31 protein-coding genes and 1 tRNA gene are annotated in these 25436 nt (G+C 69.1%); 15 read left to right on the plus strand and 17 right to left on the minus strand.

Annotation, left to right across the window (positions count from 1 at the left end; genetic code table 11):
• Positions 1-135 precede the first annotated feature (135 nt).
• Positions 136-930 (plus strand): TetR/AcrR family transcriptional regulator, encoded by a 795-nt coding sequence (locus IEV99_RS22255; protein ID WP_188520038.1) that lies wholly within the window; start codon positions 136-138, stop codon positions 928-930.
• Between the two features lie 355 nt (positions 931-1285).
• On the opposite strand, the gene IEV99_RS22260 is transcribed toward IEV99_RS22255, so the two are convergent.
• From IEV99_RS22260 to IEV99_RS22275, 4 genes are all read right to left on the minus strand, one after another.
• On the minus strand, positions 1286-2338 hold the full coding sequence (locus IEV99_RS22260) for a MaoC family dehydratase (RefSeq protein ID WP_188520039.1): 1053 nt from the start codon (positions 2336-2338) through the stop codon (positions 1286-1288).
• 108 nt (positions 2339-2446) lie between these two features.
• Entirely contained in the window at positions 2447-3337 is an 891-nt protein-coding gene (gene folD, locus IEV99_RS22265) for a bifunctional methylenetetrahydrofolate dehydrogenase/methenyltetrahydrofolate cyclohydrolase FolD (RefSeq protein WP_188520040.1), read from the minus strand.
• A 13-nt stretch (positions 3338-3350) separates the two neighbouring features.
• Positions 3351-3731 carry a DUF167 family protein gene (locus IEV99_RS22270; protein WP_188520041.1) on the minus strand — a complete coding sequence of 127 codons (381 nt, stop codon included), beginning with the start codon at positions 3729-3731 and terminating at the stop codon, positions 3351-3353.
• Positions 3731-4021 carry a YggT family protein gene (locus IEV99_RS22275; protein ID WP_188520042.1) on the minus strand — a complete coding sequence of 97 codons (291 nt, stop codon included), beginning with the start codon at positions 4019-4021 and terminating at the stop codon, positions 3731-3733. The genes IEV99_RS22270 and IEV99_RS22275 overlap by 1 nt, the downstream gene beginning before the upstream one ends.
• Before the next feature lie 200 nt (positions 4022-4221).
• Between IEV99_RS22275 and IEV99_RS22280 the strand changes: the two genes are divergently transcribed.
• The 4 genes from IEV99_RS22280 to IEV99_RS22295 all read left to right on the plus strand — a co-directional run bounded on the left by IEV99_RS22280 (position 4222) and on the right by IEV99_RS22295 (position 6434).
• Positions 4222-4297, plus strand: a tRNA-Ala gene (locus IEV99_RS22280).
• Between the two features lie 148 nt (positions 4298-4445).
• A complete protein-coding gene (locus tag IEV99_RS22285) occupies positions 4446-4946 on the plus strand; it encodes a YidB family protein (protein ID WP_188520043.1) in 501 nt (166 codons plus the stop codon).
• 99 nt (positions 4947-5045) lie between these two features.
• Positions 5046-5378 (plus strand): hypothetical protein, encoded by a 333-nt coding sequence (locus IEV99_RS22290; RefSeq protein ID WP_188520044.1) that lies wholly within the window; start codon positions 5046-5048, stop codon positions 5376-5378.
• A gap of 153 nt (positions 5379-5531) precedes the next feature.
• Positions 5532-6434 (plus strand): cation diffusion facilitator family transporter, encoded by a 903-nt coding sequence (locus tag IEV99_RS22295; RefSeq protein WP_188520045.1) that lies wholly within the window; start codon positions 5532-5534, stop codon positions 6432-6434.
• A gap of 32 nt (positions 6435-6466) precedes the next feature.
• On the opposite strand, the gene IEV99_RS22300 is transcribed toward IEV99_RS22295, so the two are convergent.
• Positions 6467-6856: a DUF1236 domain-containing protein gene (locus IEV99_RS22300; protein ID WP_188520046.1), complete on the minus strand. Its 390-nt coding sequence runs from the start codon at positions 6854-6856 to the stop codon at positions 6467-6469.
• 84 nt (positions 6857-6940) lie between these two features.
• Positions 6941-7786, minus strand: coding sequence for a universal stress protein (locus IEV99_RS22305; protein ID WP_244644016.1), 846 nt, complete (start codon positions 7784-7786; stop codon positions 6941-6943).
• 138 nt (positions 7787-7924) lie between these two features.
• Here IEV99_RS22305 and IEV99_RS22310 point away from each other — a divergent pair, with 138 nt between their 5' ends.
• Positions 7925-8344, plus strand: coding sequence for a hypothetical protein (locus tag IEV99_RS22310; protein ID WP_188520047.1), 420 nt, complete (start codon positions 7925-7927; stop codon positions 8342-8344).
• On the opposite strand, the gene IEV99_RS22315 is transcribed toward IEV99_RS22310, so the two are convergent.
• From IEV99_RS22315 to epmA, 6 genes are all read right to left on the minus strand, one after another.
• A complete protein-coding gene (locus IEV99_RS22315; RefSeq protein WP_188520048.1) occupies positions 8345-8668 on the minus strand; it encodes a hypothetical protein in 324 nt (107 codons plus the stop codon).
• A 106-nt stretch (positions 8669-8774) separates the two neighbouring features.
• Positions 8775-9572: a glutamine amidotransferase gene (locus IEV99_RS22320; protein WP_244644017.1), complete on the minus strand. Its 798-nt coding sequence runs from the start codon at positions 9570-9572 to the stop codon at positions 8775-8777.
• A gap of 135 nt (positions 9573-9707) precedes the next feature.
• Positions 9708-9914 carry a hypothetical protein gene (locus IEV99_RS22325; protein WP_188520323.1) on the minus strand — a complete coding sequence of 69 codons (207 nt, stop codon included), beginning with the start codon at positions 9912-9914 and terminating at the stop codon, positions 9708-9710.
• Positions 9915-9965: 51 nt separating this feature from the next.
• On the minus strand, positions 9966-10589 hold the full coding sequence (locus IEV99_RS22330; RefSeq protein ID WP_188520050.1) for a L,D-transpeptidase: 624 nt from the start codon (positions 10587-10589) through the stop codon (positions 9966-9968).
• 166 nt (positions 10590-10755) lie between these two features.
• Complete coding sequence (locus IEV99_RS22335; RefSeq protein ID WP_188520051.1) at positions 10756-11826, minus strand: lysine-2,3-aminomutase-like protein; 1071 nt, start codon at positions 11824-11826, stop codon at positions 10756-10758.
• Between the two features lie 67 nt (positions 11827-11893).
• A complete protein-coding gene (epmA, locus tag IEV99_RS22340) occupies positions 11894-12946 on the minus strand; it encodes an EF-P lysine aminoacylase EpmA (RefSeq protein WP_188520052.1) in 1053 nt (350 codons plus the stop codon).
• A 144-nt stretch (positions 12947-13090) separates the two neighbouring features.
• Here epmA and efp point away from each other — a divergent pair, with 144 nt between their 5' ends.
• From efp to IEV99_RS22355, 3 genes are all read left to right on the plus strand, one after another.
• Positions 13091-13657, plus strand: a complete 567-nt coding sequence (efp, locus tag IEV99_RS22345; RefSeq protein WP_188520053.1) for an elongation factor P — start codon at positions 13091-13093, stop codon at positions 13655-13657.
• A gap of 75 nt (positions 13658-13732) precedes the next feature.
• Entirely contained in the window at positions 13733-15328 is a 1596-nt protein-coding gene (locus tag IEV99_RS22350; protein WP_188520054.1) for an OpgD/OpgG family glucan biosynthesis protein, read from the plus strand.
• 92 nt (positions 15329-15420) lie between these two features.
• The gene (locus IEV99_RS22355; RefSeq protein ID WP_244644018.1) at positions 15421-16299 is read left to right on the plus strand and encodes a MurR/RpiR family transcriptional regulator; all 879 of its coding nucleotides are present in this window, start codon (positions 15421-15423) and stop codon (positions 16297-16299) included.
• On the opposite strand, the gene IEV99_RS22360 is transcribed toward IEV99_RS22355, so the two are convergent.
• Both IEV99_RS22360 and IEV99_RS22365 read right to left on the minus strand, forming a co-directional pair.
• Entirely contained in the window at positions 16260-17228 is a 969-nt protein-coding gene (locus IEV99_RS22360) for an MBL fold metallo-hydrolase (RefSeq protein WP_188520056.1), read from the minus strand. The two genes, IEV99_RS22355 and IEV99_RS22360, sit on opposite strands and share 40 nt — an antisense overlap.
• Positions 17229-17384: 156 nt before the next feature.
• Positions 17385-18140, minus strand: coding sequence for an SDR family oxidoreductase (locus tag IEV99_RS22365; RefSeq protein WP_188520057.1), 756 nt, complete (start codon positions 18138-18140; stop codon positions 17385-17387).
• Positions 18141-18383: 243 nt separating this feature from the next.
• Here IEV99_RS22365 and IEV99_RS22370 point away from each other — a divergent pair, with 243 nt between their 5' ends.
• From IEV99_RS22370 to IEV99_RS22380, 3 genes are all read left to right on the plus strand, one after another.
• Complete coding sequence (locus IEV99_RS22370; protein ID WP_188520058.1) at positions 18384-18743, plus strand: hypothetical protein; 360 nt, start codon at positions 18384-18386, stop codon at positions 18741-18743.
• Between the two features lie 58 nt (positions 18744-18801).
• Complete coding sequence (locus tag IEV99_RS22375) at positions 18802-19197, plus strand: PRC-barrel domain-containing protein (protein ID WP_188520059.1); 396 nt, start codon at positions 18802-18804, stop codon at positions 19195-19197.
• A gap of 259 nt (positions 19198-19456) precedes the next feature.
• Entirely contained in the window at positions 19457-20098 is a 642-nt protein-coding gene (locus IEV99_RS22380) for a transglutaminase-like cysteine peptidase (RefSeq protein WP_188520060.1), read from the plus strand.
• 9 nt (positions 20099-20107) lie between these two features.
• On the opposite strand, the gene IEV99_RS22385 is transcribed toward IEV99_RS22380, so the two are convergent.
• From IEV99_RS22385 to IEV99_RS22395, 3 genes are read right to left on the minus strand one after another with little or no spacing between them, the layout of a single operon-like run.
• On the minus strand, positions 20108-21406 hold the full coding sequence (locus IEV99_RS22385; RefSeq protein WP_371875820.1) for an HlyC/CorC family transporter: 1299 nt from the start codon (positions 21404-21406) through the stop codon (positions 20108-20110).
• Positions 21407-21417: 11 nt separating this feature from the next.
• Complete coding sequence (gene aroB, locus IEV99_RS22390) at positions 21418-22542, minus strand: 3-dehydroquinate synthase (protein ID WP_188520061.1); 1125 nt, start codon at positions 22540-22542, stop codon at positions 21418-21420.
• On the minus strand, positions 22539-23135 hold the full coding sequence (locus tag IEV99_RS22395; protein WP_244644019.1) for a shikimate kinase: 597 nt from the start codon (positions 23133-23135) through the stop codon (positions 22539-22541). The genes aroB and IEV99_RS22395 overlap by 4 nt, the downstream gene beginning before the upstream one ends.
• Positions 23136-23304: 169 nt before the next feature.
• Between IEV99_RS22395 and IEV99_RS22400 the strand changes: the two genes are divergently transcribed.
• The 3 genes from IEV99_RS22400 to IEV99_RS22410 all read left to right on the plus strand — a co-directional run bounded on the left by IEV99_RS22400 (position 23305) and on the right by IEV99_RS22410 (position 25433).
• Positions 23305-23448 (plus strand): histidine kinase, encoded by a 144-nt coding sequence (locus IEV99_RS22400; RefSeq protein WP_188520063.1) that lies wholly within the window; start codon positions 23305-23307, stop codon positions 23446-23448.
• A complete protein-coding gene (locus IEV99_RS22405; protein ID WP_188520064.1) occupies positions 23445-24500 on the plus strand; it encodes a site-specific tyrosine recombinase XerD in 1056 nt (351 codons plus the stop codon). Before IEV99_RS22400 ends, IEV99_RS22405 begins: the two co-directional genes overlap by 4 nt.
• Positions 24501-24578: 78 nt before the next feature.
• Positions 24579-25433, plus strand: a complete 855-nt coding sequence (locus IEV99_RS22410; protein ID WP_188520065.1) for a dienelactone hydrolase family protein — start codon at positions 24579-24581, stop codon at positions 25431-25433.
• Positions 25434-25436 lie beyond the last annotated feature (3 nt).

The raw sequence follows: 25436 nt of genomic DNA on the forward strand, positions 1-25436 counted from the left end.
CTTCTCTTTCGTGGCGAAAACGGGGCGGTGTTTCAGTAACGCGTGTCCCCCCCTTTCGCAATGCGGTAGGATACGCGACGTTTGGCGCAGTTAGGGCGATTCGACGGGATGGCGAGGGTTCGGCCCCCAGCGACGGTGACGCACCCGCCCGCCTCGGCAGGCGCAAAACGCCGTCTTGCTGCGCCGCACAAGAGCGCCCCGGTCGCCGCGCCCCGCACGCGGGCCGTCCGCAAGAGCGCGCTGGAGCGCCGCGAGGAGATCCTCGTCGCCGCCGTCTCGTTTTTCGCCGAACATGGCTTTGCGGCCTCCACGCATGTTCTCGCCGCCAATATGGGGATCCGGCAGGCGCTTTTGTACCGCTACTACGAGTCCAAGGACGCGCTGGTGGAAGCCGTGTTCGCCCGCGTGGCCGGGAGCCGCTGGCGGGAGGATCTCCCGGCCGTTCTGGCCGACCGCTCGCTGCCGTTGGCCGAACGCCTTGCGACAGTCTATCGCGCCTATGCGGACCAGGACGACGGCCCCGCCATCCGCCTGCTGATGCGCGCCGCCCTGGACGGCCTGCCGCTGCCGAGCCGCCGTGGCGGCGCTCTCACGGACCAGATCTTCGCCCCGCTGCTGGATGAACTGCGCCGCGAGGCCGGCCTGCCCGCCACCGCGACGCGCCCGATGCTGGCCGCCGAGCGCGACATGCTGATGCTGCTGCACGGCGCGGTTGTGTTCCAGGGCGTGCGCGAGCACATCTACCGCGCCCCGGTGGACAGCCGCGACGCCGTGATCGGCCTCTATGTGGAAACCTTTCTGGCCGGCGCCCGGCAGGTGATCCGGACGCTGCATCCGGGGCGCGCCAATCCCGCCCCCAGGCTTCCCGACCGGGCGCCCGCCACCGCGCTCGAACGTCTGGCTGTCCGTCGCACGTCCCAAGGTTCGTGAGCGTCGCGCGCTGGTCGAGGAATCAATTCGGATTCACCTTGCAATTACGGCCGTTGCGGTGAGCCGCGAATCAACAATGGCGCTCCGACAGCTGCGCGATTGGACGCAGATTCCTGAATCTCCTGATTCGCTTGTGCGGTTGGCGGTCCCCGCGCGCCTAATCGGGCGGCCGCGAAACGGTCAGTGAAACATTTCCAAAAAGCAGGGTGATTGCAGACGCCTGGGATGGTCGCCGAATCATCCAGCGGCGGATGTGTTCCCGCTCGCGGTCACGCCCGGTGCCGGTCTGATGATCATCGAATCACCACTCAAACCGAGTCGCGCGCCAACGTGATCTGCTGGTCGGCGAATCACTTCACCGTGGCGCCAGCACCCACAGATCCAGGTCCAGGATCACGGCCGGGTCGTATTCCTCGCCATCCTTCAGCGGGAAGTCGCGGCAGGGCTTGTTTTTGGTCGCGACCATGCGCACGCGCAGCCCGCCGACGTCGTCGCGTCCGGGGAGCGGCTGCTTGTCGAGGATCTCGCTCCACGCATACACGGTGTCGCCCGCAAACAGCGGCGCGACGTGCCGGCCGCCGTTGATGGCCGCGACGTGGAAAGCGTTAGCGAGCCCGTTGAAGCTCAGCGCCCGCGCCAGCGAGATGACGTGCCCGCCATAGATCAAGCGCCGGCCGAAGCGGCTCGAGGCTTGCGCGAGCTGGTCGAAATGCACCTTGGCGGTGTTCTGGTAGAGGCGGGTGGCCAGCATGTGCTCGGCCTCCTCCACCGTCATGCCGTCGACATGGTCGATCTGCTCGCCCACCTCGTAGTCGTCCCAACGGTCGAGCGATCCGGCCAGAACGTCGTCATAGGCGGCGGGGTCGAGCGCCGGGCAGGCGTCGCCAAGCGCGTCCGTGGCGACCACGCGCGGCAGCGTCGGCACGTGCTCCTCGGCGATCACGGCCTCGGGGTCGCGCTTGTGCACCATCACCCAGCGCACGTAGTCGAGCACCTCGACTCCGTCCTGGTTGAAGCCCGTCGAGCGCACATAAACGACGCCCGTGCGGCGATTCGAGTTTTCCTTGAGGCCGATCACCTCCGAGACCGCCCGCAGCGTGTCGCCCGGGTAGACCGGCGCGAGAAAGCGCGCCGCCGCGTAGCCCAGATTGGCGACCGCGTTCAGCGACACGTCCGGCACCGTCTTGCCGAACACGATGTGGAACACCAGGAGGTCGTCGACCGGCGCGTGGCGGTATCCCAGCGCCTTGGCGAACACATCCGAGGACTGCACGGCGAAGCGCGTGCCGTACAGCGCCGCGTAGAGCGACGCGTCGCCTGCCGTGACGGTGCGCGGGGTCGCGTGCCGGATCACCTCGCCAATGGCGAAATCCTCGAAGAAGCGGCCCGAATTGGTCTTGGTGGTCATGCGCGCCTCGCCGGATGGATGCTGGTCGCGCCCTTTGTGGCAGGCGCGGCCGCGCTCCCGCAAGGGTCAGGCTGGCTAGACATTCGGCCGAGGCCGTTGTGGCGCAGCCTACAGGACCGGCTTGGGCAGCCCGCGCCGCATGCAGGCGGCCGTCAGCGTGTTGGCGAGCAGGCACGCGATGGTCATCGGCCCGACGCCGCCCGGCACGGGCGTGATCGCGCCCGCCACGGCCGCGCAGGAGGCGAAGTCGACGTCGCCCACGATGCGGGTCTTGCCTTCGCCGAGCTCGGGCGCGGACACCCGGTTAATGCCCACGTCGAGCACGATCGCGCCGGGCTTCACCCAGTCGCCCGTGACCATGCCGGGCCGGCCCACGGCCGCCACCAGGATGTCGGCCCGCCGGCACACGGCCGGCAGGTCGCGCGTCTTGGAATGCGCGATCGTGACCGTGCAGCTCTCGGCCGTCAGCAGCGCCGCCATGGGCTTGCCGACGATGTTGGAGCGGCCGATCACCACCGCCTCGAGCCCGGCGAGGTCGCCCTTGAGGTCGCGCAACAGCATGAGGCACCCCAGCGGCGTGCACGGCACGAGCGAGGGCGCCCCTGACGCCAGGCGCCCGGCGTTCACCGGGTGGAAACCGTCCACGTCCTTGCGGGGGTCGATCGCCTCCAGCACCAGCTCGGCGTTGATCTGGGCGGGCAGCGGCAGCTGAACCAGGATGCCGTCCACGGCTTCGTCGGCGTTGAGGCGGCCCACCAGCGCCAGCAGATCCTGTTCGCTCGTGTCCGCCGGCAGCTTGTGCTCGAAGGAGCGCATGCCCGCCTCGACGGTCTGCTTGGCTTTGGAGCGCACATAAACCTGACTGGCCGGGTTTTCGCCGACCAGCACCACCGCGAGCCCGGGCGTGACTCCCTGCTTGGCCAATTCGCCGACCCGCGCGCCGATGCGCTGGCGCAATGCGGCCGCTGCGGCTTTTCCGTCGATGATCGCGGCCGTCATGAACCCGTCTCGCTCAGCTGTCGGCGGCTTTGCGGATCGTGGGCGCCGCCTTGGCGCGGGCGCGGCGCACCACGCAGGCCTGCGCCAGTCGGCTCGCCAACGCCTCGGGCTCGCCATCGATCCGCAGCGTCTTCACGCGCGCGGCGCCGCCCGCCGTCAACGCCACGCTGCCATGCGCCACCCCGCACGCGTCTGCGAGCAGGCGCGCCAGCGCGGCGTTGGCCTTTCCGGCCTCCGGCACGGCCCGCACGCGGGCTTTCAGCACCGGCTTGCCGTTGGCCAGCGCCTCGATGCCTTCGATGCAATCCTTGCCGCCCTTGGGCGTCAGCCGGACATAAACGATCAGGCCGGCGGAATCGACCGTCCAGGGAGTGGTGGAGGTTTCGGCGGCCATCAGAACACGTTCGGGTAGATGTAGAGGCCAATCACGCGCTGGATCAGGAAGATCAGCAGCAGCAGCACGATCGGCGACACGTCGATGCCGCCAAGGTCCGGCAAGCGCCGCCGGATGGGCGCCAGCACCGGCTCGGTAAGCTGGTACACGCCGTTCCAGATCATTCGCACCACGTCATTGCGGACGTTGATGACGTTGAAGGCGACGAGCCAGCTCAGGATCGCGGACGCAATGATGATCCAGGTGTAGAGATCGAGCACGAGCAGGATCACGTCGAGGATGGCGCGCATTGCTGGGAAGGCTCCGTCGGAGAGGCCGTGCGGACAGGCGGTTTGAGAGCCTTAACGGGGCCGTGCGCGGCCCACAAGAGCAAGCACGCCACAGCGTTGCGCGATCCTCTCGGCCGTCGCCGAAAACCCGGCGGGACCCGCCGGAACTTTGGTGATTGACAACACCGGCGCCCCCCACCTAAAAGGCGCGCACCCGGAGAGGGGCTGTAGCTCAGTTGGGAGAGCGCTGCAATCGCACTGCAGAGGTCAGGGGTTCGAATCCCCTCAGCTCCACCAGGGGTCCCGAACACCGCAAGCGCACCTCGCACGGCTCCCGAGAAGCCGCCAACGCGGTTCGCGTCGGCGCTTTGCTGACCCTGATCGGGAACACCCGCGCTCGCCGCCGGTTCTATGCGCTGCAACCCACCAGCAGCGGAGAACGACCATGAGCCGAGGCCTTCCCTCCATGACGGCCCTTTTGGGGCTTCTCGCCGTCGCGGGATACCAGAACAAGGACAAGATCGCCGAGATGCTCGGCGGGCTGGGCGGCGGCGCCGCCGGTCGTCCGACCGGGCCGGGCGGGCTCGGGAGCCAGGGCGCGCCGTCCGGTCAGGCTGGCGGCTTCGGCAATCTCGGCGGGCTCTTCGGCGGCCTCGCCGGCGGAAGCGCCGGTGGACTGCTGAGCGGCGGCCTCGGCCAATTGATCGACCAGTTCAAGCAGGCCGGCCAGGGCGAGACCGTCGACTCCTGGGTGAGCCCGGGTCCCAACAAGCCCGTTGAGCCGCAGCAGTTGCAGACCGCGATCGGCCCGGACGTGCTCGCGACTCTGTCGCAGCAGACCGGCCTGTCCAAGGACGAGTTGCTGGCCAGGCTTTCGCGCGAGCTTCCCAAGGCCGTAGACCAGTACACGCCCGACGGCCGCCTGCCGAACCCCGACCACGCCTGACCGGGCGGGCGCGGGGCTCCGGCTCCGCGCCCGTTTCTACCCTGACGTGTTTTGGGCTATGATTTCTCCCGAGCAGACCGGGAGTTTGGCGCTATCGCGATGCGCGAGATCCACCGATGGCAGGGCGCCAGCGGCCAGTGGTACGACCACGGGGTCCACCCCTTTGCGCAGGTCCACTGCGCGGCCGCCAACTTCATCATGGTCCGCCGGGAGCGGAACGGCGCCTGCTCGCCGCTCTATATCGGCGAGGCGGCCGATTTCCATCAGCGATTCCTGTGTGATCCCAAGCGCCTCGCCGCCCTCGCGATGGGGGCCAACGAGATCCACATCCTGCTTGGCGGCGCCAGCACGGACCGGCGCGCCAGGATCGATTTCGACCTGCGCCGCGCCCATCCGACGCCCCTGAACCAACGCGCGGGCTCGGGCGCGTGAACCCGGCGGACACTTTGAACGGGCGCGCTCCGAGAACCCGGGCGAGCGCGGGCTCGTTCTGCAACTGATTGTCAATTGCGAATTGAGTCCTAGACTTCGGGCGGCTTCGGTGCTTTAGCGGCGTCTCATGCGGCAGGGTTGAGCCAGGGCGAGATGGAACAGGGACTGAAGATCGCAGCCGGCAGCATCCTGGTCGGCGTCGTCGTCCTCGGCCTGAAGATCGTCGCCTATCTGTGGACCGGCAGCGTCGCGCTGTATTCCGATGCGGTCGAAAGCGTCATCAACGTGGTGGCGGCTGTCGCCGCCCTGATCGCGGTCTGGTACAGCGCGCGCCCGGCCGACGCCGACCACCCTTATGGGCACCACAAGGCCGAGTATTTCTCGGCCGTGCTCGAAGGCGCGCTGATCGTTCTCGCCGCCGTGGCGATCTTCCGGGAGGCCTATGGGGCTTACCTGACGCCGCGCAGCATCCAGGCGCCGCTCGAAGGCCTGCTCGTCAACGGGCTGGCCAGCGCGATCAACGCCGGCTGGTGCTGGGTGCTGATCTCGCGTGGCCGCAAGCTGCGCTCGCCCGCCCTGGTGGCGGACGGCAAGCACTTGCTCAGCGACGTGGTGTCCTCGGGCGGAGTCGTGTTCGGCGTCGGGCTGGCGGCGCTTACCGGCTGGAGCATCCTCGATCCCGCGCTGGCCGCGCTGGTGGCGGTCAACATCCTGTGGTCGGGCTGGGGCCTGATCCGCGAATCGACGGCCGGCCTCATGGACGCGGCCGTGACTCCCAAGGAGCACGCCGCCATTCAGGGCGTGATCTCGGCTAACGCCGATGGCGCGCTGGAGGCGCATGATCTGCGCACCCGCCACGCCGGCAAGGCGACCTTCATCGACCTGCACCTGGTGGTGCCGGGCGCGATGACGGTGGACGCCTCGCACGCCATCTGCGACCGCATCGAGGCGGCCCTGAAGGACGCCATCCACGGCGCGATCGTGACCATCCACGTGGAGCCGGAGGGCAAGGCCAAGCACCACGGCATTCCGGTGCTGGCCCCCGGGGGGCGCTAGAGCGAGTTCCGCTCCAGAGCTCCGGTTGTCGCTCAGCGCTGCTGGTCGATGATCTTCACGACCTGCCGGCTGCGCGGCTCCACGACCACGATCTTCTCGTCGGGCGACACGAAATAGGCGAGCTGCGCCAAACGGCGCGAGCCGATGCCTTCCATGGGCTGCAGGTCCACGTAGTCGGGCACGATGCTGCCGACCCGCACGGAGCCGCCCTGCATCTCCACCGGCGCGAGGCGCTCCTCGATGATCCGGCGGCGGATGATGGTCTCCTGCTCGGGCGCGATGGCATAGCCGTCGTCGATCGAGCCGGTCTCTTCCTGGATGATGGTGGTCTGCGCCTGCGCGGCCGTCGCGAGGCCGGTGGTCGCGATGGCGCCGAAGCCGGCCGCCAGCGCGGCCGCCCTGAGGGTTTGCGAAAGGGTCATACGTCGCTCCTGTCCGTTGTGGACCGGGCAACGCCGCCTCGGACGGTCGGTTCCGCCCGAGCTTCGTCTCAAGCGACTCGGCGCCTAGTGGGCGAACAGCACCGGCACCGTCGACGCGCTCAGGATGTGGCTCGTGACGCCGCCGAAGATCATCTGCCGCAGCCGGCTCTGCGTGTACGCGCCCTTGATGATGAGGTCCGCCCCGAACGAGGCGGCGTGGTCCAGCGTCGCCTCGCCCTGGCTGCGGCCGCCGGGCTGCACCGTCACGGCGTCCGCCTCCACGCCATCGAGCCGCAGGCGCCGGACGAGCTCGTCCCCGGACGGCCCCGGCACCGTCGCGCCCTCCACGGTGAGGATGCGGATGCGGCGCGCCTGCACGAGGATCGGCATCGCCATCGAGACCGCGCGCGCCGTTTCGGTGCTGCAGTTCCAGGCGATCAGGACGGTTTCGCCGATCGCGCCGCGCTCGGGCGGCCCGCCGGGCGGGGCCATCAGGATGGGCCTGCCGCTCTCGAACAGCACCGCCTCCAGCAGCGAGAGCCGCGGCCCGGCCGCGCCCGCGCCGGGGCGGCCCACCACCGTGATGTCGAACACGCGCGCATGCGCGGCGACCGCGCTGTCGCCCAGCAGCGCGCCGTCCCGCACCGTCCAGCTCGGGCCTTCGGGCGCGCGCTCGCGGCGCTGGACGCCGTTCTCCTCCATGAAGCGCTCGAACAGCATGAGGGCGTCGCGGGAGCTGTCGGCCGTGCCGGTCTGCGCCGGCGGCCAGAGCGGCACCATTTCGCCCACGATGTAGTTGTCGATCAGCGGCAGCGTCGCGACCGCCTCCATGCAGCTGCCGAACCGCCGGCCGAACGCCAGGGCAGTCTGCAGGGTGGCCTGCATGCCCTCGTTGTCTTCCACCGGAACCAGAACCGATTTCATGGCCATCGTCGCGACTCCCCACTTGGCTCGAAGCCGGAGCTTAACACGTCCATTTTTCGCCGCGAGGGGGTAGCGGAACGCCCTGGCCTTGCGGCCGAAGCTTTAATTTGCTCCGTAATCGAGGCGATTCGGGGGAGACGGTCGATGGGGTGGCGGGTGGTGTTCGGCTTCGTGGCCGGTGCGTTGTCGGTGCTGCTGGTCCATCAGACGGCGACGTATTTCGGCGGCAAGCTCGGCTTCGGCGGCGGCGGCGCCTGGTCGATGGCGCCGGTGCCGCCGTTCGGCGTTCCCGCCATCGCGTCGGCCGCGTTTTTCGGCGGGCTCTGGGGCGTGCTGCTCACCTCCATCATGCCGCACACCGGCCGCGGGGTCATCGGGGCGGTCTCGGCCGTGCTCATCATGGCGGTGCTGATGAGCCTCGTGGGCTGGTTCGTGATCGCGCCCATCAAGGGCCGCGGCATCGGCTTCGTGGCCAGCCGGGCCATCTACCCGCTGGTCTACAACGCCATCTGGGCCATCGGCGCGCTCGTGATCCTGCGGCTCATGCCGCGATCGGGAGCGTGATCAGCTCGTCTGCTCGCAGCGCCGCCACAGCTCCGGCTGGCCGGCGTCGCCGGCCTGGAGCTGCACGACGTTCTCGCCCATGAGCCGCATCGTCACGGGCGCGCCGGCCGGCGCCTCCTGCGGCGGCACGGTGTACTGGAAGCCGTGGCGCGAATAGGCGCCCTCCAGGCGTGCGCCGCCCGGCGTCACGATGGTGGGACCACGGATCTGAAAGGTCTTGCCGGTCTTCTCGTTGCACCACGAGCCGTCGATGGAATCCGCCCACGAGGGCGTGGCCCACAAGGCGGCCGCCGCCGCGATCGCCGCAAACCGATATCCCGCCATGGCGCTGCCCTCCCGAAACCCGAAGCTTACAGGGGACGGCCCGGCCGGGAAGGCGCCGTGACCCGCAATCGCGCAGAGGTGATCGCCAAAGGGCGATCGCCCCAGCTCAGACGAGCTCGGCGAACCGCCGGGCTGGCTCCGCCATGCGCGCCGGATCGGCCGCCGCCGCCCGGTCCGCGCAGGTGGGCGCCGTGCTGGCGGCCGGCGGCGACAGCCAGTGGTCCAGGAAGGCGTCCAGCCAGGTGCGGACCTGCGGATCGTTGAGGTGCCAGCCCTGCAGGTGCTCGTGGCGCGGGCGCGCGCCCGGCATCGCCATGCGCTCGTGCGCCCGCACGGTCCACCGGCACATCATCGCGTAGGTGACCTCGGGGTGGAACTGCAGCCCGAAGGCGCGCTCGCCGCAGCGAAACGCCTGGTGGGGGAAGATGTCGCCCTCGGCCAGCGGCTCGCAGCAGCCCGGCATGTCGAAGCCTTCGCGGTGCCACTGGTAGACGCGGCCCGGCCAGGGCGCGCCGATCTCCTGCGAGAAGCCCTGTCCCTTGTCGGTGGGCCGCAGCGCGTAATAGCCGATCTCGGCGTGGCCCTCCGGATGGGCGTCCACACGCCCGCCGAGCTGGCGCACCAGCATCTGCGCACCGAGGCACAGGCCGAGATAGGGCTTGCGGGCGCGCAGCACGGAGCCGATCCAGTCGATCTGGTCCTTGACCCATGGATGCTCGTCGTTGGCGCTCATCGGACCGCCGAACACCACCGCGCCGTCATGCTCGTCCATGGTGTCGGGCAGCGGCTGGCCGAGCGGCGTGCGGCGGATGTCGAGCGCGTAGCCGCGCTCCTGCAGGAGCCGGCCGACGCGACCGGGAGTGGAGTGCTCCTGGTGAAGAACGATCAGAATGCGCTTGCTCACGAAGGAAGCCGCCCCATGACGATCCAGTTCAGCGTCCCCGCTCGGGAGGACGATCCGAAGTAGCATCAACCGTGCCACAACCACCCGACCGGGTCGAGCGCCCGAAAGGCGCACCCGTCCGCCGTTTGGCGCATGCTAGCGGGCCGGGAGCGCCGCGCAGTTGCGCCTTCCGGCCTCCAGGCAGTTCTGCGCCTTTTTGGCCCGGTCCATGGACTCCACCAGAAACAACCCCGCCCCGAGCAGCAGCAGGCACAGGATCGCGGCCACCAGGTTCACGGTGGTGCGCTGCGGATCCTCCGCGTCGTTTCGCGCGTCGCCGCGCTCGCCTTCGCCGCCGGACATCGGGCCTCCGGCGCGCAGCCTACTCCGCCGGCGCGCGGGCCGGAAGCCGACTTAGCGCGACAGCCACCACGCGCCCGGGCTCTTCGCCCAGCTCTTGGCGGACGGCGCGGCCGGGGCCGCGGCGAAGCCCATCGGCGAAGTCGGGAGCGAGCGTTCGGCCCACTGCGCCGGCTGCTGGCGCTTGTGCGAAGCGAGGTGCGTCTTGCCCGCCTTCGCCTTGCCGGCGACCATTGTGCTGGCCGGCGACACGCCCGTGATGGTGATCACGGCGCTTTCCTTCTGCACCATGGCGAACAATCGGGCGGCGTTGGCCCTGGCGAGGCGCACGCAGCCGTGCGACGCCGGCCGGCCGAGCGCGTTCACCGCGCCGGTGCCATGGATCGCGTAACCGCCCTTGAAGAAGATCGAGTGCGGCATCGGCGACATGTCGTATTTGCGCGAGTAGTGCATCTTGGCGAGGCGCTGCGGCCGATAGACGCCGCGCGGCGTCGCATAGCCCTGGCGGGCCGACGAGATCTTCCAGGTGTGGCTGTCGCCGGAGTCGGAGGTCACCCGCATGGTCTGGGTCGAGAGGTCGACATTGACGCGCACCAGCGCGCTGGCGGTATGCGCGTTGGCGAAGATCGCCGCCACGAACACGAAAAAGACGGCGAAGAACCGGGCCAGAACACGCATGACGAACCCTTCCGAATTGACGAACCCTGTGAGCGGGCCGTCTCGGCGGCCTCGCGGTCGCATCCAACAGTAGGGCGGAAATGTTGCGGCCGACTTGCGCTGCCTCACTCGGACGGTCGATCTGGCCCAAAACCTGCCGCTTTGGTGAACGGAGGTCGCGCGGATTTTAAGGTTCAGGGCCGCTCGGCGGGTAGGCGTGGCGCCCGCCCTGGTAGTCCTCCACCACGCCGTCCAGGATGGTGTCCGGCCCGATCGGGGCCTTGCCGAACCCGCCCGGGATGTCGAGCACGTAAGTGGGCTGGCAAAGGCCCGAGAGGCGCCCGCGCAGCGCCCGCATCAGCGCGCGTCCTTCCTCGACGGTGGTGCGAAAATGCGCGGTGCCGGGCGCGAGGTCGCCGTGATGCAGGTAGTAGGGCTTCACCCGCGCCTCCACAAAGGCGCGCATCAGCGCCGCCATGGTGTCGACGTCGTCGTTGACGCCCTTGAGCAGCACGGTCTGGCTCACCAGCGAGACGCCGGCGTCCAGCAGCCGCGCGCAGGCGGCCCGCGCCTCGGCGGTCAACTCGCGCGGATGGTTGGCGTGCACCGCCACGTAGGTGGTCTTGTCGGACGCCGTCATGGCGGCGATCAGCTCAGGGCCGACGCGCCCGGGGTCAACCACCGGCAGGCGCGTGTGCCAGCGCAGGACGCGAACATGCGGAATGGCCCCCAGCGCCTCCACGACCTCGCGCATGCGGCGCGGTGACAGCACCAGCGGGTCGCCGCCCGTGATCACCACTTCCCAGATCTCCGGCCGGGCGCGGACATAATCCAGCGCCGCCGCGAACGCCTCCGGCGACAGCATGCCGGAGCCGGCCGGGCCCACGGTCTCGCGCCGAAAGCAGAACCGGCAATACACCGCGCACACATGCACGAGCTTCAGCAGCACGCGGTCGGGGTAGCGATGCACGAGGCCCTCGGTCGGGCTGTGGACGTCGTCGCCGATCGGGTCGGCGCGCTCTTCCGGCAGAGTCACGAGCTCGCGTGGGTCCGGCACGAATTGCCGCGCAATGGGGTCATGAGGGTCGGAGACGTCGATCAGCGCCTGCATGGCGGGCGTCACCGCCACGGCGTAGCGCTCCGCCACCGCGGCCGCATCGTTGCGAGCGCCTGCGGGCAGGAGGCCGGCCGCGACGAGGTCGTCGGCGCTGCGCAGGCTGCGGGGAAGCCGCGTGGGCGTAGGGGCGGGGCTGCTCATGGGCGCTGGTCATCTCACGGCTGCGCCGGGGTGACAACAACCGCGCCATCAGCCCGCTTGGCCGGATTCAGCCGGCGACCGGCGTCCATACCACCTGGTCGATGCGGCTCGCCCCGGTGGCCAGCATCACGAGGCGGTCGAGCCCCAGCGCGATCCCGCTGGCAGGCGGCATCAGGGACAGGGCGTCGAGGAAGTCCTCGTCCACCGGGAAGCGTTCGCCATAAACGCGCTCCTTCTCGGCCATCTCGGCGTCGAACCGGAGGCGCTGCTCATCCGGGTCGGTGAGTTCGCCGAACGCATTGGCGAGCTCCACCCCGCAGGCATAGAGCTCGAAGCGCTCGGCCACGCGCGGGTCGGCGTCCTTGGGCCGAGCCAGCGCGGCCTCGCTCACCGGGTATTCGCACAGGATTGTGGGGCGCCCGAAGCCCAGATGCGGCTCGATGCGCTCCACCAGCACGCGGCTGAAAATGTCCGCCCAGGTGTCGTCGGCCGCCACCCGGACGCCCGCCTGCGTGGCGGCCGCCGCCAGCGCGTCACGGTCTGTCTCGCGCTCCGTCATCGTGGCCAGGAGGTCGATCCCGGCGCGCTCCGCGAAAGCCTCCGCCACCGTGACGCGCTCGGGCGTCGCGAAAGGATCAGCCTCTCGTCCGCGGAACCGGAGCGTGGTCGCGCCCGCGGTTTCGGCCGCGAGCCGCAGCAGGGCGCCGCAATCCTCCATCAGGGTCTCGTAGGGCTCCTCCGCCCGATACCACTCCAGCATCGTGAATTCGGGATGGTGCAGCGCGCCGCGCTCCCGGTTTCGGAACACCTTGGCGAAGTCGAAGATGCGGCGTTCGCCCGCCGCCAGCAGCTTCTTGCAGGCGAATTCGGGCGAGGTATGAAGGTAAAGCGGTGTGCGTTCGCCCGCAGGTCCGACGATCTCGGTCGCAAAACCGTGCAGATGCGCCTCATTGCCGGGCGAAACCTGCAGGATCGCGCCCTCAACCTCAATGAACTCGCGCTCCTCGAACCAGCCGCGCAACGCCGCCACGATGCGGTTGCGAGCGAGCAGAAAGGGCCTGCGATCGAGATGAACGTGCGGCGTCCACCACGGCGAGGCGCTCGGCGGGCCGGCGCTCATGCGCAGCTTCCCCGCGAGACACTGGCCATTTCGGCGGATTCGTGCTGAAAGGCTGCAGCCTCGGCGACCCGCACGCGCGGCCGCGTGCGCGGCTTGCCAGCGCCCCGCCCCGGGTCGCGACCGCCATTAAAGAGAGACACACCCGTGAAGGTCATCGCCAGCTCGCTCCGCAAGGGCAACATCGTCGACAAGGACGGCAAGCTCTACGTCATCCTGACGGCGGAAAACATCCACCCCGGCAAGGGCACGCCGGTGACCCAGCTCGACATGCGCCGCATTTCGGACGGCGTGAAGATCTCCGAGCGCTACCGGACCACCGAGCAGGTCGAGCGCGCCTATGTGGAAGATCGCAACTACAACTATCTCTACAGCGATGGCGAGGGCCATCACTTCATGAACCCCGAGAACTACGACCAGATCGCGGTTCCGGCGGACGTGATGGGCGACCAGGGCATCTGGCTGCAGGAGAACATGTCCTGCGTGATCAGCGTCCATGACGGCGTGCCGGTCGCCATCGAGGTTCCGGCGCGCGTGACGCTCGAGATCACCGACACCGAGCCCACCGTGAAGGGCCAGACGGCCTCGTCCTCCTACAAGCCCGCCATGCTGAGCAACGGCGCCAAGACCATGGTGCCGCCGCATATCGGCCCCGGCACCCGCGTGGTGGTGATGACCGAAGACAGCTCCTACGTCGAGCGCGCCAAGGACTGAGGTTCTCCTGCCTCGGGCGGAACGGCCCCACGAGCCTGCGCGTTGCACACGCTCAAGCTCCGGGTCCGAACCGCAATGTCCCTTGATCGTCGCCGTTTCGCCGCCCTGAGCGGCGCAGCCTTGCTGGCCGGAGCCTCGCCGCTTCGGGCGCAGACTTCGTCGCAGCCGCCGGCCCCCGCGACGCCGCCCGTATCGCCGACCGTCGCGCAGCCGCCGCCTCCATCCTTCCGCTTCGAGGACGTGTCCGACCGGGCGCGCCGGCTCGCCTCCGAACCGTTCCAGGCGGCGCCGCCGGTTCTACCGCCCGAACTTGCGGCGCTCGACTACGACGCCTACCGCGACATCCGCTTCCGGCCAGAACGGGCGCTGCTGGGCGACAACGGCTCCGCGTTCCGCCTGCAGCTGTTCCATCTCGGCTTCCTGTTCACGCGGCCCGTGGTGGTCAACATCGTCCAGCGCGGCCTCGTCGCGCCGGTGCCTTACTCGGCCTCGCTGTTCGACTACGGCAAAAATCGCTTCGGCGCGCCGCTGCCGGTCGGCCTCGGCTTTGCGGGGTTCCGGCTGCACTACCCGCTGAACGACCCCGACAAGCTCGACGAATTGGCGGTGTTTCTCGGCGCGAGCTATTTCAGGTTCCTGTCGCGCGGCCAGCGCTATGGCCTCTCGGCGCGCGCGCTCGCGATCGGCAGCGGCCAGCCCGGCGAGGAGTTCCCGTTTTTCCGTGAGTTCTGGATCGAGCAGCCCGCCAAGGGCGCCGAGCACATCGTCATCTACGCGCTGATGGACGGGGCGTCGGTGACGGGCGCGTACCAGATTATCCTGCGGCCCGGCCCGGAGACGGCCGCCGAGGTGCGCAGCGAGATCTATCCCCGCCGCAGCCTCGCCGCCATGGGCGTGGCGCCGCTCACCTCCATGTTCTTCACCAGCGAGAACGACCGCCGCCTCCGCGACGATTTCCGCAGCGAGATCCACGATTCCGACGGCCTGCTGATGCACACCGGCGGCGGCGAGTGGATCTGGCGCCCGCTGGCCAACCCGCCCGCGCCGCGCTCGTCGCATTTTGGCGACCGCAACCCCGCCGGCTTCGGCTTGCTGCAGCGCGACCGCAACTTCGCCCGCTACGAGGACCTGGAGGCGCGCTACGACCTGCGCCCGAGCTATTGGGTGGAGCCCCGGGGCGACTGGGGCGAGGGCACGGTGGATCTCATCGAGCTCAATACGCCAGACGAGACCAACGACAACATCGTGGCGTTCTGGACGCCCGCCAAGCCGGCCGAGCCCGGCGAGCCCTTGCGGCTGTCCTACGTGATCCGCTCGCTCGACAGCCCGGACCTGCATCGCGGCGGCAAGGCCACCGGCACGTTCCAGACGGCGCTGACCGGCCCGGCGTCCGCGCCCGACAGGGTCCGGCGCCGGTTCATGGTGGACTTCACCTCCGGCGACCTGCCGTTCTTCCTGGGATCTCCCAAGCGCGTTGAGCTGTTTGCAGACGTGCAGGGCGGAACGGTGGCGCGCCGCAGCCTCGAGCCGAACCCGGTCACGCGCGGGTTTCGCAGCTATCTCGACATCGACGCCCCCAAGGGCTCGACCGTCGAGATCCGCAGCTACCTCACCGTCGACGGCCACGCGGTGACGGAAACCTGGGCCTTTGCGTGGGCTGTTCCGGCCTGATCGCCGCAACACAGCCGTTCCATGCTTGAAACGTCCGTTCCGTTGAGGCTTGATCGCAGGGCGCGGCTGCGCGCATGCGAGGTTCGACGTCGATGGAAGCGCCCCGGGATTTCGACGCCCTGAAATTGCTGCTGGTGTCCCGGCGGGCCGACTTGCCGCGACGCCTGCAGCAGGTGGCCGAGTTCGCGGTGGCGCACCCGGATGAGCTTGCGTTCGGCACGGCCGCCAGCATCGCCGAACTCGCGAGCGTGCAGCCCTCGACGCTGGTGCGGTTCGCCAAGGCGGTCGGCTATTCGGGCTTCTCGGACCTGCAGAGCGTGTTTCGCCATCGCCTGCGCGACCGCTGGCCCGATTACGGCGAGCGCCTGCGCACCCTCCACGACGCCCAGCCGGCTGCCGAGGACCCGGCCCGCCTGATGTTCGGCTTCGCCGAGGCGGCGTCGGCGTCGCTCCAGCGCATGCGCCAGACGGTTGCGTCCGAGGACCTCGACGCCGCGGTCGCCATCCTGGCGGGCGCCGAGACGATCTACCTGGTCGGGATGCGACGCGCTTTTCCGGTGGCGGCCTATCTGGCCTATGCGCTGCCGAAGCTCGGAATCCGCAGCTTGCTGATCGACAATGTCGCCCATCTGGGGGCCGACCAGCTCGCCCATGTGGGCCCGCGCGACGCCCTGGTGGCGATCAGCTTCTCGCCCTACACGCCCACCACCGTGGAGCTCGCCGCCGCGGCGGTCGCCCGCCACGCCCCCGTGGTGGCGCTCACCGACAGCCCGTTCAGCCCCCTCGCCGAGCTCGCCACCGTGTGGCTGGAAGTGATCGAGGCCGATTTCGGCGCCTTCCGATCCATGGCGGCGACCTTCTGCCTCGCCATGACGCTGGCGGTCGCCGTCGGCGAGCGTCGCTCGGCCGACGGCGCAGCCTCAGCGGCGCGTCAGAGCACCGTGGACCAGGGGGTCGGCACGAAGTTGTAGCCCTTGCCGTCCTTGGCGATAAAGCCGTGCGCCGGGAACGGGAAGTGGAAGCCGGCGACGTGCATGCGCTCGGTCGCCACCATGTCGAGCACCTTGTGGCGCGTCGCGCGCGCCATGTCGGCGTCCTGGTCGAACACGGCCGACCAGTCCGGATTGCGCACGAACAGCGCCGGATGATTGGTGACGTCCGAGAGGATCATCAGCTTCTCGGAACCGGACGCCACCGCGAAGATGGTGTGGCCGGGCGTATGGCCAGGCGCGCCAATGGCCGTGATCCCAGGCGCGACTTCCTTGTTCCAGTCGTAGCGCTTCACGTCCTTGGCCATGGGGCCAAACACGCGGCGAACATTCGCGAACGCGCCCTTCATGCCCTCGGGAGCCTGCGCCATCTTGGCGTCGTCCATCCAGAAGTCCCACTCGGCGGCCGGAACCAGGATCTCGGCCTTGGTAAAGCCCTCGACGCCCTCCTTGGGGCGCACGCCGTTGATGTGGTCGCCATGGAAATGGCTGATCAGCACCGTGTCGATGGAAGCCGGGTCGATGCCGGCCGCCTTCATATTGGGAACAAGCTGGCCGTTGGTGGGGCCGCCAAGGCCGCCAAGACCAGTGTCCACCAGGATCAGCTTGGAGCCGGTGTTGATCACCAGGGCCGTGAAGGTGATCGGCAGCGTCTCGGGCGACATGTACGCGTCCTTCAGCGCGCCCTGCACGTCCGCCAGCTTGGCGTTCTTCACGAAGCCCTCGGTGAGCTTCAGGTTGTTGATGCCGTCATGGATGGCGGTGATCTCGTAGTCGCCCACCTTGTAGCGGTAGGCGCCGGCGGTCGGCTTGCCAACAGGCGGAGCTGCGGCCAGCGCGGCGGCGGGCGCGGCCGAGGCGGCCGCGAGGCCGGTGGCGGCTGTCAGGAATGTGCGGCGATCGATCGACATCGGGATAGCATCTCCTCGCGACTGTTTTTGGCGCCCGGTTTGCTCGAGCGCGTCATGGCGCGACCCTGAACTAGGGCGCACCCGCGCAAGATGGCGTCCGGAACGCGAAAAGGCTGCTCACCTCTCCGTGAACAGCCTCCTCGGATGGGCGAAATATCAGCCGCGGCCGACAAACGGCATCTTTGTCGCCATCACGTTCATGGTCAGCACGTTGGCGTCCAGCGGCAGGGTCGCCATGTAGACCACCGCGCGGGCCACGTGGTCGGCGTCGATGCGCGGCTCCGGCATCATCGAGCCGTTCGCCTGCATCACCCCGCCCGTCATCCGCTCGGTCATGTCCGTGGCGGCGTTGCCGATGTCGATCTGCCCCACCGCGATGTCGTATTTGCGCCCGTCCAGCGCGGCCGAGCGCGTCAGGCCGAGCACGCCGTGCTTGGTGGCCGTGTAGGGCGCCGAATTCGGCCGCGGCGCATAGGCCGAAACCGAGCCGTTGTTGATGATGCGCCCGCCACGCGGGTTCTGGTCCTTCATCACCCGGAAGGCGTTCTGGATGCCCAGGAACACGCCCGTCAGGTTGGCGTCCACCACGTTGCGCCACTGCTCCATGGTGAGTTCTTCGAGCGGGATCGCGGGTGCGCCGGTGCCGGCGTTGTTGAAGATCACGTCCACGCGCCCGAACGCCGCGACGGTTTCGTCGAACAGCCCCCGCATCGAGGCCTCGTCCGACACGTCGGTCGGCCGCGCCAGCGTGCGCGCGCCGGGGCCCGCGAGCGCGGCGGACTGCTCAAGCGGCTCGCGACGGCGACCCGCGAAGGTCACGGCGAATCCGGCCCGCGACAGCGCCAGCGCGGCGGCGCGTCCCACGCCGGTGCCTGCGCCCGTGACGATCGCGACTTTGCCTTCCGCACCCATGAATTCCTCCCTGTAATCGTTTTAGAAGCTGCTGCGGGCCTGCTCGGCCGCCACTTTGGCGACGCCTTGCCCGGCGAGCAACCGCTTTATGGCGGGACGGGGCTGCGCCTGGCGTCGGGCCGCCCAGTTCGCTTGGCGTCGGGCGCCGAGTTCGCCGCCATCCAGAGTTCCACCTCTAGCGGCGCGGGAACCGGTCTCCGCCTCGCCTGTTGTTCCGATGACCACACGCAAAGGGAGGACACGATGGCTTCCGCACACAAGCTCCGAGGCGTCCGCCTCACCGTCCTGGCGCTCGCCTGCTCGGTCGCGGCCGTCGCGACGGCGCAGACGCAGCCCCAGGCGCCGAACATGCCCAATCCGAAGACCACGGTTCCGGAGAAGATCGACCCGCCGCTGAACAGCGGAAAGTCCACCGATTCCGAGACCACCGGCACGGTGCGCGGCGGCACGCTCAGCGACAAGCTTAACAAGAGCGATGGCGTGATCACGCCGCCCACCAACATGGACCAGGGCATCCACGCTCCCGCGCCGGCGCCGAATGCCGGAAACATGCCGGTGATCCCGCCGCCGAATGGATCCAACAGCACGATCGATCCCAAATAGCGATCGCAAGGCAAGCCAGGTTCGCAAGCAACCAACGCTCGTAAGCACGGAGGATCGCATGAGCGACGCGCACCCCGGCCCGACGCATGACCGCGGGCTTCCGATCAACGAAACCGGGCGGCTGATCGCCTCCGACAAGGTCGAAGGCACGGGCGTCTACGACCGCGCCGGCAACAGCCTCGGCACGGTCTACAACTTCATGGTCGACAAGGTGTCCGGCAAGGTCGCCTACGCGGTGATGTCGTTCGGCGGCTTTCTGGGCATCGGCGAACGCTACCACCCGTTCCCATGGAGCAAGCTCGACTACGACACCCGCATGGGCGGCTACGTGGTCGACATGACCAAGGAGGAGCTCGAGCGGGCGCCGAGCTACACGGCGGCCGAGACGCCATGGAACAACCCCGACTACGGTCGCAGCGTCTACGAATACTATCGTATCCCCTTCTACATGTAAGACGTCCCTCCGGCCTGCGCAGATGAGCGCAGGCCGGAGATCGTCGTTCCGTCAGGCCGGGACCGTATCTGGCGGCCATCCGGCTCAACAGGATTAACGGTTGCTTGCAGATACGGACAATTGACAGGATCGCCGAAACACCCGGCCAACCAAGCCTTGGTTTCGACACGGGCTAGTCGTCGCATTCCATCAAATTTGAGGCATTTTTCTCAGCCGCTGCTGGGAGGAGCGGCGGCAGGGTCATCCCATCGAGACAGGGATGGTCATGGTCCTCAAGTCGCTCCTCCGTTTGTCCACCGCAGCGCTGCTGATCGGCCTCGGCATGGCCCCCGCCTCGGCGGCGCCGTCCGACCGTCTGGCGAGCCTGCCTCTGGCCGAACCGGCGACCGCCTCCGGCGCGGCGCGGCCGATCATCGCCTGGCAGGAATTCTGCAACCGCAACATCGCGGAATGCCGGGTCGACCTGAGCCAGCCCGAGCGCATCGCGCTGACGCCCCAGACCTGGAAGCTGCTCGTCGACGTCAACAACAAGGTCAACCGCTCGCTCCGGCCGCTCACCGATCTCGAGCACTGGGGCGTGGTCGACCATTGGGATTTCGGCGAGGACGGCTTCGGCGATTGCGAGGACTACCAGCTTCTGAAGCGGCGACGCCTCGCCGAGGCGGGCCTGCCGCGCCGCGCCATGCTGATGACCGTGGTGCTTGACGAGAACAACGAGGGGCACGCCGTCCTGATGGTGCGTACGGACCGCGGCGACATCGTGCTCGACAACAAGCGAGACGAGGTCCTCACCTGGCAGCAGACGGGCTACGTCTACGTCAAGCGCGAGAGCCAGACCGAGACCGCCTGGGTCAGCCTCAACCACGCCTCAGGGGTGACCGCCACGGCGTCCAAGCGCTGAGCCGCCGGCTCACTCGGCCGCATTGAGCCGGCTCACGGGCGTGATCCGCAGCGCCGTGATGCGGTTGCGCGACTTGCGCAGCACCTGGAAACGGTAGCCGTAGAAGGTGAAAACCTGGCCGGCGTCCGGGATGATCTGCGCCTCGTGGATCACCAGGCCGGCGATCGTGGTGGCCTCCTCGTCCGGCAATCCCCAGTCCATTGCGCGGTTCAGGTCGCGCACCGGCACCGAGCCGTCGACGCTGACCGAGCCGTCCGCATGGGGCCGCACGCCCTGAACGCTGAGATCGTGCTCGTCCTTGATGTCGCCGACGATCTCCTCGAGGATGTCCTCCAGCGTCACCAGCCCCATCACCTCGCCATACTCGTCCACCACCAGCGCGAAATGCGTCTTGCGGGTGAGAAAGGCCTTGAGCTGGTCGGCCAGCGAGGTCGTGTCGGGCACGAACCACGGGTCAAGCGCGATCGCCTTCACGTCGAGCCGCTTGGCGTCGCCCTGCACGGCGTCCAGCGCCCGCAGGAGGTCCTTTGCGTGCAGCACGCCGACGATGTTCTCGGGCGTGCCCGACCACAGCGGCAGGCGCGTATAGGGCGAGGCCAGCACCTCGCGGACAATCTCCTCCGAGCCCAGATCGGCCGAGATCGTGCGCATCTTGGTGCGATGGATCATCACGTCCGAGACGCCGAGCTCCTCGAGGTCGAGAAGTCCGCCGAACATGCGCCGCGCCTCCTTCTCGACGCCGCCCTCGCGATGCAGCAGGTCCACGGTTCCGCGGATCTCCTCGCTGGCCGACAGCACGCTCTTGTGCTCGCTGATGTCGACCTTGAACATCCGCAGCACGAAGCGGACGAAGGCCTCGATCGCCATCGTGAGCGGCCCGAACAGCGCCACGACCCACGACACCGGGCGCGCCAGCAGCAGCGCGGTCTGGTCCGGCTTGTTGATCGCCACCGTCTTGGGCATCACCTCGGCGAACACCACCACGAGGATCGACATCGCCACGGTGGCGTAGATCACGCCCTCTGAGCCGAAGAACTGCACCAGCACGCTGGTGGTGAACGCCGACGCCCCGATGTTGACGACGTTGTTGCCGATCAGCATGGCGCCGATCAGCCGCTCGCGCGCGATCAGCAGCCGGTTCACGATGCTGGCGCGCTTGTCGCCGCCGTCCTGCAGGGCGTGCATGCGGGCCCGCGAGGCCGCCGTCAGCGCCGTTTCGGCCCCCGAGAAGAAGGCCGAGAGCGCCAGGCAGAAGATCACGATCGCAAGCGCCAGCCAGGGGTTCGCTTGGAACTCGATTTTTTCCATGGTCCCTTAATTCAGGTGCGATCCAGCTCGGCGTCAAGGAAAGCCCGCACGCGGTCCGCATCCACCCCGCGGGCGATAAAGCTTTGGCCGACGCCACGCGCCAGAATGAACGTCAGCGCGCCGCGCTGGACCTTCTTGTCCTGGAACATGGCGTCCAGGATCGCGGCGGCGCCGCCGTCCCAACCCGGGATGTCACGAATGCGCGTCGGCAGGCCGACGGTTCGCAGGTGGCCCTCCACCCGCCCGGCGTCCTGCCCGGAGCACAAGCCAAGCGCGGCCGAGAACCGAAACGCGCAGGCGAGCCCCACCGCGACCGCCTCGCCATGGACGAGCCGGGCGCCGTCGTAGCGCGTCAGCCGCTCAAACGCGTGCGCGAAGGTGTGACCGAGGTTCAGGAGAGCGCGGTCGCCCTCCTCCTTTTCGTCGCGCACCACCATGGCGGCCTTGGCGGCGCAACTCGTCCGGATGGCGTGCACCCTGTCAGGACCGCCCGCGAACACGCCGCGATGATGCTCCTCGAGCCAGCCAAAGAACGCCGCGTCGTCGATAAGGCCGTATTTCGCCACCTCGGCGTAGCCGGCCCGGAATTCGCGTTCCGCCAACGTATCGAGCGCCCCGACATCGGCCAGCACCAGGATGGGCTGGTGAAACGCCCCCACCAGGTTCTTGCCGTGGGCCGAGTTGATGCCCGTCTTGCCGCCCACCGATGAATCAACCTGCGCGAGCAGGCTGGTGGGGATCTGCACGAAGCGCATCCCGCGACGCACCACCGCGGCCGCGAAGCCCGCGAGGTCGCCGATCACGCCACCGCCCAGCGCCACCACGATGTCGCCGCGCTCCATGCGGGCGCCGATCACCGCGTCGCAGACCTCCTGCAGGCCCGCATAGCTCTTGGACGCTTCGCCGGGCGCGCAAACCACGCTTTCGTGGCGGATGCCGGCCGCCGCGAGGCTCTGCTCCAGGGCGCCAAGATGCGCCTTTGCGACATTCGCGTCCGTCACCACCGCGCAGGCGGCCCCGGGCGCCACGGCGGCGATCAGAGCGCCGGCGCGCCCGATCAGGCCCCTTCCGATTTGGATGTCATAGGCGCGATCGCCCAGCGGCACATGGACGACGACGTCCTCGACCTCGCTCATTCGGCCGCTCCGTCCAGGGAAAAGCGCTGCGCCAGCGCGTCGATGATCTCGCCCACCACCACGTCATGCGGGACGTCGCGCGACAGCACCGTGATGTCCGAATGGGCGTAGACCGGATAGCGCTCGTCGATGAGCCGCCGGAGCGTCCCCTCGGGATCGGGGTTCTTCAGGAGCGGGCGGTTCGACCGCTTGCGCACGCGGCGCATCAGCACGTCAGCGTCCGCCTTGAGCCACACCGACAGTCCCATGCGGCCGACGCGTTCCCGCGTTTCGGCGCTCATGTAGGCGCCGCCGCCCGTCGCCAGCACCTTGGGGCCTTCGGCCAGCAGCCGCGCGATCACGCGCCGTTCGCCGTCCCGGAAATCCGACTCGCCGCGGCTGGCGAAGATCTCCGGAATCGTCATGCCGGCCGCCTTCTCGATCTCGACGTCCGCGTCTGCGAACGGCATCTGGAGCTTCATGGCGAGGCGCCGGCCGACAGAGCTCTTGCCGGCGCCCATCATGCCGACGAGCACGAGCGAACGTTCGCCGAGCGCCGCACGAAGCCGCTCGATCTCCCCGGTATCGCTTCTCGTCTCCGCGACGGCGCTCACTTCCACCCTCCGCAAGCCCGCCAGCCTGCGGCGGCCCTTTGGCGATCCGATCGGCCCGGACAGGATCTCCGACGCCTCCTCTAGCACGGACCGCACCGGGTTTTCACGCCCTCTTGCGTTCAACCTGAGGGCGTGTTCGAAAGGTGAACCCCTCCTTGATGAGCGCACCGTGCCGGTCATCCTCCGTTTCCTGTTGATCTGCGCCATTCTGGCTGGCTTGGGCTATGCCGGGCTTTGGGCCTTGGCGACCTTTTATGAACCCGAGCAACGCGAGATCACGGTGACGATCCCGGCGTCGAAACTGCCGCGATGAGACGGCCCCGCGCCACCTCTGCGGCGCGTTCGCCGGCTCCGGCCCGGCCTCGCGAGGGTGTGGCGCCCAAGCCGGGATCTGCGCCCAAGTCGGGATCAGCCCCCAAGTCGGGCTCGGCCGCCAGCGTCGACGCCTTCCTGGCCATGCTGTCCGCCGAGCGCGGCGCAGCCGCCAACACGCTGGACGCCTACAAACGCGATCTCGACGACTATGCGGGCTTCCTCGCGACCGAGGGACGCGACGTGCTCGACGTCGGCACGGAATTGATTCGCGCCTTTCTGGCCGACCTCTCGGCCCGCGGGCTGAAGACTTCGTCGGCCGCCCGCCGGCTCTCGGCCGTGAAGCAGCTGCACAAGTTCCTGTATGGCGAGAGCTACCGCACGGACGACCCCACGGTGGCGCTGAGCGGCCCCAAGCGCGGCCGTCCGCTGCCCAAGGTGATGCAGATCGGCGAGGTCGACCGGCTGCTCGACACCGCCGCCGAGGGGTTGGACGACGCCGGCCGTCCGCTCGGCGAGCGCCTGCGGGCGGCCCGGCTCTCGGCGCTGCTGGAGGCGCTCTACGGCACCGGCCTGCGCGTGAGCGAACTGGTCGCCCTGCCGGCCAGCGCCGCCCGCGTGCGCGACCAGATGATCGTGGTGCGCGGCAAGGGCGGCAAGGAACGCCTCGTGCCGATGAACGCCCGCGCCAAGGCGGCGATCGCACGCTACATGGCGCTGCGCGAGGAGGCCGCCGCGCAAGACCGCGGGCTGGGCGCACCGAGCCCATGGCTGTTTCCGGCCGACAGCGTCTCGGGCCACCTCACCCGCCAGGCCTTCGCGCGCGACCTGAAGGCCTGTGCGGCCGCGGCCGGCCTCTCGGCCGACAAGGTGAGCCCCCACGTCCTCCGGCACGCCTTCGCGAGCCACCTCCTGCACAACGGCGCGGACCTGCGCGTCGTCCAGCAGCTGCTCGGGCACGCCGACATCTCCACGACGCAGATCTACACGCATGTGGTCGACGAGCGGCTCAAGAGCCTGGTGCGGGATCTGCATCCGCTGGGTGACGAGTAGCCGTCCCGCAATCGGCGCTTGCTTGCGCCGCAGCCGCCCCTCAGCCAAGCTCGAGCTCAGCCTTTCGGTGAGCTCTCGATGCGCGCGCTCCTTTCCATTCTGCTGGCGTTCGTCGGCGCCCCGTTGCTTGCGCCGGCCGCGGCCCGCGCCGAAGATCCGAAACCCGAGATCGTGTCCGTCAACGGCATGGTCACGCAGGTCTTCGTACCGCCCGGCCAAGGGCCTTTCCCGGTGCTGGTGTTCTCGCATGGGCGCTCCGGCGCGCCGGCCGAACGCGCCGCGCTCGACCATCCCATTCCACTCGGCCACGCTGGCTATTGGGTGGGCAAGGGTTTCGCGGTCGTGGCTCCCATTCGCCCCGGCTATGGGGCGACCGGAGGCGCCGACCAGGAAAACAGCGGCGCCCGCTGGGACGCCCAGGGCCAATGCCCGGGCGCGCCGAATGTCGGCCGCGCCCTCGGCAACGCCGCCACGGCCGTGCGGGCCGCGCTGGACTGGGCCCGCAACCAGAGCTGGGCCAAGCGCGACCGCATCATCCTGGCCGGCCAGTCGGTCGGCGGCATGACGAGCGTCGTGCTGGGCGGGCAGAACCCGCCAGGCGTGGTGGGGATCATCAATTTCTCGGGCGGCGCGGCCGGCGATCCAACGAAACATCCCGGCCAGAGCTGCGGCGTCGACGACCTCGCGACGGTGTACGGGGCGGCAGGACGCGGGACGCGGGCGCCGAGCCTCTGGCTCTACGCGTCAAACGACCTTTACTGGGGAGCCGAAGCCCCGAGGCGCTGGCACCAGGCGTTTGCGTTGGGCGGCAGCCGGACAAAATTCGTCATGACCGCGCCCGTGCCGGATGCGGACGGGCACAATTTGATGCGCCGCGGCGGCCGGCTCTGGTCCGAGCACGTCAACCCGTTCGTGGCGTCGCTCGGGTTTTGAGCC

The organism is Alsobacter metallidurans, assembly GCF_014636935.1.
Classification (GTDB): Bacteria; Pseudomonadota; Alphaproteobacteria; order Rhizobiales; family Beijerinckiaceae; genus Alsobacter; species Alsobacter metallidurans.